This is a genomic window from Mesorhizobium sp. B3-2-1 (assembly GCF_006439515.1).
Classification (GTDB): Bacteria; Pseudomonadota; Alphaproteobacteria; order Rhizobiales; family Rhizobiaceae; genus Mesorhizobium.
In genome coordinates, this window is the sequence record NZ_VFTI01000030.1 from 65,204 (window position 1) to 76,371 (window position 11,168).

At 61.6% G+C, this 11,168-nt stretch carries 10 protein-coding genes and 1 tRNA gene; 9 read left to right on the top strand and 2 right to left on the bottom strand.

Features of this window, described 5'->3' with window-relative positions:
- Positions 1-122 precede the first annotated feature (122 nt).
- The gene (locus FJW08_RS25850) at positions 123-839 is read left to right on the top strand and encodes an SDR family NAD(P)-dependent oxidoreductase (RefSeq protein ID WP_140812827.1); all 717 of its coding nucleotides are present in this window, start codon (positions 123-125) and stop codon (positions 837-839) included.
- Positions 840-978: 139 nt separating this feature from the next.
- Here the strand turns inward: FJW08_RS25850 and FJW08_RS25855 are convergent, their stop codons facing one another.
- Together FJW08_RS25855 and FJW08_RS25860 are read right to left on the bottom strand one after the other, a co-directional pair.
- Positions 979-1,191, bottom strand: coding sequence for a hypothetical protein (locus FJW08_RS25855; RefSeq protein ID WP_140812828.1), 213 nt, complete (start codon positions 1,189-1,191; stop codon positions 979-981).
- A gap of 515 nt (positions 1,192-1,706) precedes the next feature.
- A tRNA-Ser gene (locus tag FJW08_RS25860) sits at positions 1,707-1,796 on the bottom strand.
- Between the two features lie 267 nt (positions 1,797-2,063).
- Between FJW08_RS25860 and FJW08_RS25865 the strand changes: the two genes are divergently transcribed.
- From FJW08_RS25865 to FJW08_RS25900, 8 genes are all read left to right on the top strand, one after another.
- Positions 2,064-3,284 (top strand): septal ring lytic transglycosylase RlpA family protein, encoded by a 1,221-nt coding sequence (locus tag FJW08_RS25865; RefSeq protein WP_140812829.1) that lies wholly within the window; start codon positions 2,064-2,066, stop codon positions 3,282-3,284.
- Positions 3,285-3,378: 94 nt separating this feature from the next.
- The gene (locus FJW08_RS25870) at positions 3,379-4,542 is read left to right on the top strand and encodes a D-alanyl-D-alanine carboxypeptidase family protein (RefSeq protein WP_140812830.1); all 1,164 of its coding nucleotides are present in this window, start codon (positions 3,379-3,381) and stop codon (positions 4,540-4,542) included.
- 81 nt (positions 4,543-4,623) lie between these two features.
- Positions 4,624-5,298, top strand: coding sequence for a dTMP kinase (tmk, locus tag FJW08_RS25875; protein ID WP_181183048.1), 675 nt, complete (start codon positions 4,624-4,626; stop codon positions 5,296-5,298).
- The gene (locus FJW08_RS25880; protein WP_140812832.1) at positions 5,295-6,350 is read left to right on the top strand and encodes a DNA polymerase III subunit delta'; all 1,056 of its coding nucleotides are present in this window, start codon (positions 5,295-5,297) and stop codon (positions 6,348-6,350) included. The genes tmk and FJW08_RS25880 overlap by 4 nt, the downstream gene beginning before the upstream one ends.
- A gap of 139 nt (positions 6,351-6,489) precedes the next feature.
- Positions 6,490-8,043 (top strand): methionine--tRNA ligase, encoded by a 1,554-nt coding sequence (gene metG, locus FJW08_RS25885; protein WP_140812833.1) that lies wholly within the window; start codon positions 6,490-6,492, stop codon positions 8,041-8,043.
- Positions 8,043-8,843, top strand: coding sequence for a TatD family hydrolase (locus FJW08_RS25890; RefSeq protein ID WP_140812834.1), 801 nt, complete (start codon positions 8,043-8,045; stop codon positions 8,841-8,843). Before metG ends, FJW08_RS25890 begins: the two co-directional genes overlap by 1 nt.
- A complete protein-coding gene (locus tag FJW08_RS25895; RefSeq protein ID WP_140812835.1) occupies positions 8,840-9,661 on the top strand; it encodes an MBL fold metallo-hydrolase in 822 nt (273 codons plus the stop codon). Before FJW08_RS25890 ends, FJW08_RS25895 begins: the two co-directional genes overlap by 4 nt.
- 412 nt (positions 9,662-10,073) lie before the next feature.
- A complete protein-coding gene (locus FJW08_RS25900) occupies positions 10,074-10,994 on the top strand; it encodes an LD-carboxypeptidase (protein ID WP_281408460.1) in 921 nt (306 codons plus the stop codon).
- Positions 10,995-11,168 lie beyond the last annotated feature (174 nt).

Genomic DNA, 11,168 nt, shown 5'->3' on the forward strand with positions numbered 1-11,168 from the left:
ATCCCAGCTGTTTTGGCGGATATAGCGTCGGATGCAACCATAGTTTGAATTTGGCGCGTCTGGCGCATGGTCTCCGGTTGCCCATATCTGCGGTCATCCCAGCCAACGAAAGAGATTGCCCAATGTCCACGAGCGTCTTGAACACCCAGTCGAATACTGTCCTCATCGTCGGCGCATCGCGCGGCCTCGGCCACGCAATGGCGGCCGAGTTCCTCAGGAAAGGCTGGAACGTCGTCGGCACGATCCGGAAAGGCAGCGGCCAGACGAAGTTGCACGACCTCATAGACGAGTTCGAAGGCCGGCTCGAAATCGAGACGGTCGACATCTGCGAGCCCGTTCAGGTCGCGGCCTTGCGCGACCGGCTGTCGGGCAGGGTGTTCGACATAGTGTTCGTCAATGCCGGCGTGACAAATAACCCGGCTGAAACGATCGCCGATGTGGCGACCGACGAGTTCGTGCGGGTAATGGTCACAAATGCACTCGGCCCGATGCGGGTCCTCGAGAGCCTGGAGCCATTTGTCCCGGCGACCGGCCTGATCGGCGTGATGTCATCCGGGCAGGGTAGCATCTCCAACAATGAGACGGGTCAACGTGAGGTTTATCGCGGCAGCAAGGCAGCGCTGAACATGTTCATGCGAAGCTTCGCGGCCCGCCATGCCGCAACACCGCGTGCCATGGTGCTGATGGCGCCCGGCTGGGTCCGTACGAAGTTGGGAGGGCCGGATGGGCGGCTGAGCATCGAGGAGAGTGTGCCGAGCCTCGTGAACGTCTTGCTTGCCAAGCGAGGAACCCCAGGGTTGACCTATGTCGACTACCTCGGCCGCACCGTCCCCTGGTGATATAGGCCCGCCAGTCCCGGTACGTCGCAAATATCCCCGGCACCGCACCAGGGTTCCGGAGAAAGAGGGCGAAAGGATCGAGCGTCGGCGCTCAATCCTCAAGCTCGGTCCTGTGCGGAAAGTGCAGGCGCCTGAAAGCCTACATGTTGCTGGCGGCGTGATGCTGCGGCGGAGCCGGTCTGTTCTTGGCGGGCCGGGGTTTGATGTGAACCGGCCGGTCGGCGAGTGTTTTCACTATCGGCAGCGTCACGCGCTGCTCGGCAGCCATGCGCTCGCGTTTCACCATCTTAGCGACAAAGCTCCGCACCTCGAACATAAAGGGCTCCTCCCAGATGCCCTCCCGCGAGTTCATCGTACGCCTGCTGAAGGCCGAGCGCATCTAGATTCGACAAAGGTCAACCCGGCTCCCTGCCTTTTGCTGCTGCATGGAGCCGGGCTGGAAGGCGATCCGCGTCACTGCTGTTGTCATCCTGCTGGATGACAATGGTTGTGGTATAGAAGGTACGGCTCTCTTACAGCGAGAAGCTTGCCATTTTTGAACCGGGGCGCCGGTGGTGGATGGCGGCAAGACGGCGGATATTCGTTCTAATTTCAACAACTGCAGTAACGGTTGATTCAACCATTGCTGGTATTTATTCCAGAGTGTAGCGGCGGCTCCGACAATGCGGGCGGGTGCTGGTTGCCGAAGCCGCCTGCGCAGTCCGGTTGGGATCTGACCGCGCTGTCTCAGAATAGGACAGCGCGGTCAACGATCCGTTAATCGTGACGATTTCGCCGGTTGGGCGGATGCCGTATCTGTCACTTTCCACAATTTTTGCGTTTCGTCGGCAGGCAAAGTTTGCCTAAATACCTGATTCATTGACTTTGTGGCGGAGGGAGTGGGATTCGAACCCACGGTGAACTTGCGCCCACGCCGGTTTTCAAGACCGGTGCCTTAAACCGCTCGGCCATCCCTCCAGTGACTGCCGGCCACTGCTCTAGTGTGCCCGGCGAAGGCCTGTCAACCGGCTTGGCTGAAACGGGCCTTTGCCGGCGCCCTGGGACCAGACGAGCGGCGTCACAATCTTGCCCGGTTCCGGCCACAATCGGTTAATACCGTGATAAACAATTCCTGCGCACAAAGGATCGGGGTCCGGGACGTCGTTGGCATTGTCGAGTGAGTGCTTGGCTCTTCTGATGGTCGGATACGACGTCTTTGGTTGAGACTTTAGGGGACAATCAAGAATGCAGGCTGTGACGCACCCGCGTCTTCGTCGCGTTGCCACGGTTGCGTTGCTTGCAGCGTCCGCTGCATTGCTTGCCGCTTGCGCGTCGCAGCCCGAGCCGAAGGGGATGGTCTACAAGAAGACCCGCTCCAAGGAATATTTCGCCGAGACCGAATATGGCGTGAAGGCCAGTCCGCGCGCTGCCTTCATGCGGCGCGGCGGCGGCCGCGACCAGCTTGGCAAGCCCTATCAGGTGCGCGGCAAGTGGTATTATCCCAAGGAAGACAAGAGGTACGCCAAGGTGGGTCTGGCCTCGTGGTATGGTGACGCCTTCCATGGCCGGCTGACCGCCAACGGCGAAGTCTACGACATGGCGCATCTGACGGCGGCGCATCCGACCATGCCGCTGCCCAGCTATGCCCGCGTCACCAACCTCGAAACCGGCAGTTCGGTGATCGTGCGCGTCAATGACCGCGGCCCATACCATGAGGGCCGCATCATCGACGTCTCGGAGCGGGCCGCACAGATGCTGGACTACGACAAGGTCGGCACCGCAAAGGTGAAGGTCGAATATGTCGGCCGCGCCCCGCTCGACGGCAATGACGACCAGTATCTGATGGCCTCTTATCATCCAGGCAACCGCATACCGGATCCATCGGATGGCCTGCCGACGGGCGTCATGGTGGCCATGAACGGGCCTTCGCCGAGCCTTCCGATGGGCGCGGCCGCCGTGCCGTTTCCAGGTCAGCTGACCGATGCCGCGACCCCGGTCGAGGGGCAGATGTCCGCGCAGCCGGTCTTCGGCGATCTCGCGCTGCCCGATTTCGGACCGATCGTGCCGGAACGGCCGGAGATCGGCTTGCCGCCGCAATCGCCGTTCGCCATGGCCTCGCTGTCCTATGCCGATGAACGCGTCCATCGCGCGGATGTCTTTGCCGCTCTGGACGAAAGCGGCATGGCGCCCGCCGACATCCTGCGGTCGTGGAAGAAGACCAACTCCCGAGCGGCGCCGTCCAGCTCCGACTATGTCGCCGCCGGCACGTTCGACGATGCCACCCAAGCCGAACGTGTGGCCTCGGCGCTGAAGCCCTTCGGCAGAATAGAAATCCAGCGCTCCGATCTCGACGGCAATGACTGGTATGCGGTCAACCTCTATCCGGACGGCCATGGCGGCCTGGACGAGTTGTTGAAGGCGGCCTGGTCGCACGGCGCGCCCGACGCGCTGGTCGTGCGCGACTGATCCAGGAGCCGGCTTTCCGCCGGCAGTTGATCCCTCGCCGAAAAAGCTCGATAGTTTCGGCACGCCGGAGGGGCCGGCCAATGGGTCGCGTTTCATGCAGTTTCGCTTGCTACAGCCTTTCGCCGGGTTTTTTCTCCTCGGCCTCCTGCTTACGCTTTCGCCGGCCCAAGCGCAGCTTTTCGAAACCAAGGCCGCACAGGCCTTCATGATCGATGCCGACACCGGCACGGTGCTGTTTTCGAAAGATGCCGACAAACCCATTCCACCGGCCTCGATGGCCAAGCTGATGACGATGGAAGTGGTTTTCAACGCCCTCAAGTCCGGACGCCTCAAACTCGACGATACGTTCGTGGTCAGCGAAAACGCCTGGCGCACAGGTGGCGCGCCGTCGGGGACCTCGACGATGTTCGCCAAGCTCAAATCGGCGATCCGACTCGAGGACCTGATCCAGGGGGTGACCGTGCAGGCCGCGAATGACGGCTGCATCATCATAGCCGAAGGCATGGCCGGATCCGAGGACAATTTTGCCAGGGAGATGACCGAACGCGCGCGCCAGATCGGCCTCAAGACATCGACTTTCGTCAATTCGACCGGACTGCCGGCCGATGGCCAGCAGACAAATGTGCGCGAGTTGGCGCAGCTCGCCCTGCATCTGTGGCGCGAATACCCGGATTACTATCGCTACTATGGCCTGAAGGATTTCACCTGGAACAAGATCTCGCAGAGGAACCGCAACCCGTTGCTGGCGATGGACATCGGCGCCGACGGCCTAGCTGTCGGCGCCAGCGAGACATCTGGCTTCGGCATCGTCGCTTCGGTCAGCCACGACGGCACGCGGGTGATCGCGGCGATGAGTGGACTGGCCAATGACAAGGAGCGCGCAGAAGAGGCGCGCAAACTGCTCGACTGGGGTGTTCGTTCGTTCGAGAAGACCGAGATCTTCGCCAAGGACGAGGTGGTCGGGGAGGCCCAGGTCTTTGGCGGTGCGAAATCCGGCGTGACGCTGAAGGCAAAAGGTCCGATCGACATCTTCCTGCCGATCACCAACCGCGACAAGCTGACGGCCAGGATCGTCTATACCGGCCCGGTCGCCGCACCGGTGGAGGAGGGGCAGCCGGTGGGCGCACTGCGCGTCTGGATCGGCGACACGCTGAGCCAGGAGATACCGCTGTTCGCAGCCGAGTCGATCGGCGTCGGCACGTTGCCGCAACGCGCGCTCGACGCCGTCAAGGAACTGGCGATCGGCTGGCTTCGATAGCACCGACGGCATGGACGTTTCCCCGAACGCGGACTATCTAGAGCGCAACAATCCACTCAAACAGGAATAAAGGCCTCTCGGTTGGCGCGCGGATTTTTCATCACCTTCGAAGGCGGCGAAGGCGCAGGCAAGTCGACCCAGATCGAGCGGCTGGCCACGAAGATGCGCGCCAAGAAGTATGATGTCCTGCGCACGCGTGAACCGGGCGGCTCGCCGGGCGCCGAAGCGGTCCGGCATGTGCTGCTTTCGGGCGCCGCCGAACCGTTCGGGCCGAAAATGGAAGCGCTGCTCTTCGCTGCCGCGCGTTCCGACCATGTCGAGCAGGTCATCCGTCCGGCGGTCGAGCGCGGCTCCATCGTGCTTTGTGACCGCTTCCTGGATTCCTCGCGTGTCTATCAGGGCGTTACGGGCGGGATCGATCCGGCATTCATGGCCATGCTGGAACAGGTCGCCATCAACGGCATGATGCCCGACATGACACTGATCTTCGATATAGACCCGGCCGAGGGTTTGAAGCGCGCGACATTGCGGCGCGGCAGCGATGCCGCCGCGGACCGCTTCGAAAAAGAGACGCTGGCCATCCACCAGGCTCGCCGCGAAGCGTTCCTGGCGATCGCGGCGGCAGAGCCGGAACGCTGCATCGTCGTCGACGCGTCAGCCGACCCGGACACGGTGGAGGATGTCGTCACGGCGACCGTGTTCGCGGCATTGGAGGCAAGGGCGCCCGAGCGCAACAGGCAGGTCGCACCGGTATGATCTTCGAACGCATCGCGCCGGAACAACATGATACGCTGGACGGTGTGCCGGAACCCTCCGAAACGCCGCGTCTGGTCGGGCACGGGCAGGCCGCCACCATGCTCGCCGCCGCCTATCGCGCGGGAAAGCTGCCGCATGCGCTGATCTTCGCCGGGCCGGTCGGCATCGGCAAGGCGACGCTCGCCTTCCATCTTGCCCACCACCTTTTGAAGCATCCGGCCTTCGACCAGGCGCCCGGAAACCTTGCGGTTCCCGATCCGGCCTCGCCGCTGTTTCGCCAGATCGCCACCGGGGCGCATCCCGGGGTGCTGCATCTGACCCGCCCCTTGAACGACAAGACCAAGAGCTTCAAGACCGTCGTCACCGTCGACGAAATCCGCAAGGTCAGCCGCTTCCTGTCGCTGACTTCGCACGACGGCAGCTACCGGGTGGTGATCGTCGATCCAGCCGACGACATGAATGTCAATGCGGCCAATGCCTTGCTGAAGAATCTCGAGGAACCACCGGCACGGACCCTGTTCATTCTCATCGTCCATGCGCCGGGCAGTCTGCTGCCGACGATCCGCTCGCGCTGCCAGGTGGTTCGATTCACGCCGCTCGACGCCAACGAACTGATGGCAGTGCTGGAGACAGCGGACCCGCCACCACCCGACGATCCGGCCGCGCGAGCCGCGCTGGTCGAGCGGGCTGGGGGAAGCGCGCGCAGCGCGATCCTGCTGACGCAGTATGGCGGGCTGGAAATCGCGCAGACGCTCGATGGCCTGGTGGCGACGGGAAAGAGCGATATTGCCGGTGCCTACCGCCTGGCCGAGGCCGTCGCGGGCAGGGACCAGGCGATCCAGTTCGACATCTTCAACCGCCGGGCGCTGGACCTTCTGTCGGACGCGGCAAGCCAGGCAGCGCAGGCTGGCGATCTCAAGCGGGCCAAAACGCTCTCCGATACTTGGCATGAGGCCTTGGACGCTATATCTGAGACGGACACCTACAATCTCGACAAGAAGCAGCACGCCCTGACCATGATCGACCGCCTGAATTCTGCAATGCGAATGTGACGGCCTTTTTGGTGCATGCCGTTGCCCCAATGCCGGGGCCACTTTTGGGCGGCATGCATTGGTCTCGGGATGGCAATCGCCATTCCGATGCGATATCCACCGCCACGGCTTCCATTCAGACATTCATGACGGTTCATTCATGTCACGCGACACATTCTACATCACGACCGCGATTTCCTATCCGAACGGCAAGCCGCATATCGGCCATGCGTACGAGCTGATCGCCACCGACGCGCTTGCCCGTTTCCAGCGGCTCGACGGCAAGCAGGTCTTCTTCCTCACCGGCACCGACGAGCACGGCATCAAGATGCTGCAGACTGCGAAGAAGGAAGGCATTTCGGCGCACGACCTGGCCGACCGCAACTCGGCCGAGTTCAAGCGCATGGCGACCGCGCTCAACGCCTCCAACGACGATTTCATCCGCACCACCGAGGAGCGGCATTACGCGGCTTCGCAGGCGATCTGGAAGGCAATGGCCGCCAATGGCGACGTCTACAAGGGCGGCTATGCCGGCTGGTACTCCGTGCGCGACGAAGCCTATTACGGCGAGGAGGAGACCGAGGTCCGCCCCGACAATATCCGCTACGGGCCGCAGGGAACGCCGGTCGAATGGGTCGAGGAAGAGAGCTATTTCTTCCGCCTGTCGGCCTATCAGGACAAGCTCATCGGGCTTTATGAAAACCAACCCGACTTCATCGGCCCGGCCGAGCGACGCAACGAGGTGATGAGCTTCGTCAAGTCGGGACTGAAGGACCTGTCGATCTCGCGCACCACGTTCGACTGGGGCGTGCCGGTACCTGGCGACGAAAAGCATGTCATGTATGTGTGGGTAGACGCGCTGACCAACTACATTACCGGTGTCGGCTATCCCGATGAAAAAGCTGACAATTGGCGGTTTTGGCCGGCCGATGCGCACATCATCGGCAAGGACATTGTGCGCTTCCACGCGGTTTATTGGCCAGCCTTCCTGATGTCGGCCGGCATCCCGCTGCCGAAGCGCGTCTTCGGCCACGGCTTCTTGTTCAACCGCGGCGAGAAGATGTCGAAATCGGTCGGCAACGTCATCGACCCCTTCACCATGATCGAGCATTACGGCCTCGACCAGGTGCGGTACTTCTTCCTGCGCGAAGTGCCGTTCGGCCAGGACGGCAGCTACAGCCATGAAGCGATCGTCAACCGCACCAATGCGGATCTGGCCAATGGTCTCGGCAATCTGGCGCAGCGCTCGCTGTCGATGATCGCCAAGAACTGCGGCGGCGTGGTGCCGAAGCGCGGCGATCTGGCGGAGGCCGACAAGGTGATCCTGGATCAAGCGGTCGACGCCCTCGCCACAGCGCGCAAGGCAATGGCCGAACAGGGCATCCATCTGGCACTGGCGGCGATCTTCGGCGTAGTTGCGGAAGCCGACCGGTATTTCGCCGGACAGGAACCCTGGGCGCTCAAAAAGACCAATCCGGAGCGCATGGAAACGGTGCTGTGGACGACGGCCGAAGTGGTGCGACGCGTGGCGGTTCTATGCCAGCCCTTCATTCCGGGCTCGGCCGGCAAGCTGCTCGACCTGCTGGCGGTGCCGGCGGACGATCGCGATTTCGTGCATGTCCACGCCGACCATGCGCTTGTGTCCGGCACGGCGCTGCCTGCGCCAGAGGGCGTGTTTCCGCGCTATGTCGAACAGACGGACGCGAACGCCTGATGCTCGTCGACAGCCATTGTCATCTGGACTTTCCGGACTTCGCCGAGGAGCGGGCGGCCATTGTCACCCGCGCCAAGGCGGCCGGTATCGGCCGCATGGTGACGATCTCCACGCGCGTGAAGCGGTTTCAGCAAATCCTTGAGATCGCAGAGACTTTCGACGAAGTCTATTGCTCGGTTGGCACCCATCCGCACAATGCCGCCGAGGAGCTCGACGTCACCGCTGCCGACCTTGTCCGCCTGTCCGCTCACCAAAAGGTGGTGGCGATCGGTGAAGCGGGGCTCGATTATTTCTACGACAAGGCACCACGCGATGCGCAGGCGCAGGGTTTTCGCGCCCATATCGCCGCCGCCCGCGAGACCGGGCTGCCTCTCGTCATTCATTCGCGCGACGCCGACGACGACATGGCCGCCATTCTCGAAGACGAGACAGGGAAGGGCGCCTTCCCTTTCATCCTGCATTGTTTTTCGTCGGGACGGCGGCTCGCCGAGGTCGGCGTGTCGTTAGGCGGCTATGTGTCGTTCTCGGGCATCCTGACTTTCAAGAACTCCGTCGAATTGCGCGCCATCGCCGCCGATGTGCCGCACGACCGGCTGCTGGTCGAAACCGACGCGCCATACCTGGCGCCGGTGCCGTTTCGCGGCAAGCGCAACGAGCCGGCCTATGTCGCGGAGACCGCCAAGGTGTTGGCGGAGACGATTGGCGTCACCGAGGCTGAAATCGCAGCGCTGACCACCGACAATTTCTTTCGGCTGTTTGGAAAAATGCCACGCCCGGACCAGCGGGCGCCCGAGGCATGAGCGACCGGCTGCGCCTGACCATTCTCGGCTCTGGATCGTCGCCAGGCACGCCGCGCATCACCGGCGACTGGGGCAATTGCGACCCCGCCAATCCGAGGAACCGGCGCATGCGCACGGCCGCGCTTGTCGAGCGCATCGCCGCTAGTGGCAGCCGCACCACGGTCGTCATCGACACCGGGCCGGATTTCCGCGAGCAGATGCTGATGGCTTCAGTCAGGCGCATCGATGGGGTGATCTACACGCATCCGCATGCCGACCACATCCACGGCATCGACGATTTGCGCGGCTATGTGCTGGAACAACGGCATCGCATCGACATCCATGCCGACGAGCCGACCATGCTGCGGCTGCGCGAGGCGTTCGGCTATTGCTTCGAGACGCCGCCGGGCAGCTCCTATCCGCCGATCGTCGACGCCCACATCATCGACCATGCCAGGCCGGTTGTGGTTGAAGGAGAGGGAGGTGCCCTCACCTTCGAGCCGCTGCCCCAGATCCATGGCGACATCATTTCGCTGGGTTTCCGCATCGGCGGGCTCGCCTACTGCCCCGATATCAGCGACTTTCCCAAGACCACCGCCGAGCGGCTGCGAGGCCTCGACATGTTGATCATCGACGCTTTGCAATACAACACGCATCCAAGCCATCTCTCGCTTGGCCAGGCGCTGGACTGGATCGAGGCGCTTTCGCCTAGGAACGCCGTGCTGACGCACATGCACGTGCCGCTCGATTACACCGCCGTGATGACCGAGACGCCCGACAACGTCGAACCGGCCTATGATGGCATGGTGATAGAAATCCCATACGAGTCAGAACGATAGAGACAGCAGCTCAGCCGGCTGTTCCAGTCGCGTTCGTGGGTTCGAGGTTGTGACGTGCCGGCATGGTGCCGTTCACGATGTTTGCCGCCACTGGCCGAAACCGCAGCAATTCTCGAGCTACGCCCCATGCGCTAGTTCCAAAGGGTGGGGTTTCGTCATTGAAGCTGGGTGAGTGAGTGGCGTGAACGCCTTGTTGGACAGGAGTTTCATGTGGTTACCATTAACGAAGGTGTTGCAGCTCGAAGTTTCGGCTGTTTGTTGCTTTTGCAGTTGGAGGATTTCGCAACACATAGCATCCTGTTGCTGAGGGGCAATTCCGACGCGTGTTGCAAGGTTTCACACAGCGTACGACGCTGATGATCACTGACGCTTAAAGCATTGCGCAGAGTCATTTTATTGGAGGCAATCCGTAGTGGATTTTTCACGGAAGCTGAAGTTGGCAGGATTGACCGCTGGCGACACTGTCCGCCTCGTCTCGCCAGCAAGCACTCCCAGCGAAGCGGACGTGGATAATTGCATCAGATATCTGGAGGGACTCGGACTTAGACCTCAGGTCGGGCCCCATGCTCTTGACCGGCTGGGCTACCTCGCTGGCCGGGATGAAGACCGTCTCTCGGACCTGAATGACGCCATTCGGAATCCTTTCGTCCGCGCCATCATAGCGACTAGAGGCGGAAAGGGGGCTTACCGGATCGCAGATGGCGTTGACTTCGCTGCCATGCGTGCGAACCCGAAGGTCCTGATCGGATTCAGTGAGATCACGATCCTTCACCTATCGATCTGGCAACAATCTGCGGTGCCAGGAATACATGGCGCTGCATGGAACCCGATCCAATCAGGTGAGACCTCTTCCAAATCCTTCGAACGGGCTATCTCCTCTGTAGAAGATACCATCGTTCATTCAAATGAAGGCGAACCAACCGCTGGGCTCACGACGTCCGGAAAGGTTCGAGGCACACTGCTGGGCGGCAATCTGGACATGATAGCAACAGCAGCCGGTTGGGCACTTCCAGGCCTGGACGGTGCCATATTGCTGATTGAAGATGTGGAGAAGGGTCTCGGCCATATCGATAGGACTTTGACCCGCCTCATAAAATCCGGATGCCTCGCAGGTCTCGTAGGAGTTGCTGTCGGGCAGTTTTCTAATTTCGCACCGTCCAAAGGTGTGACCGTGGTCGACGTTTTGCGAGATCGGCTGGGTGTACTTGGGGTTCCAATATTGGGTGGTTTACCCCTTGGACACGGCGCTGATGCGCTGGCGATCCCGATTGGTACCGAGGCAACCTTGGATGCGGATAATAGGACGCTAACAGTCACCTCTGCATTCAGCTAGACGACTATAACCTATGTTGAGCGGCGGTTTAAGCCAAAGAAGCAACACGGACAAAACCGCAGCCCCGTTCCATAATCTATCTTATGCGACTTTCTGCTATTGCCGCAAAATAGAAATGTCTTGATTCCGCAAAGTTGGAATGTCGCCCTGCTCGTCGATGAGCGAGGGAGACGG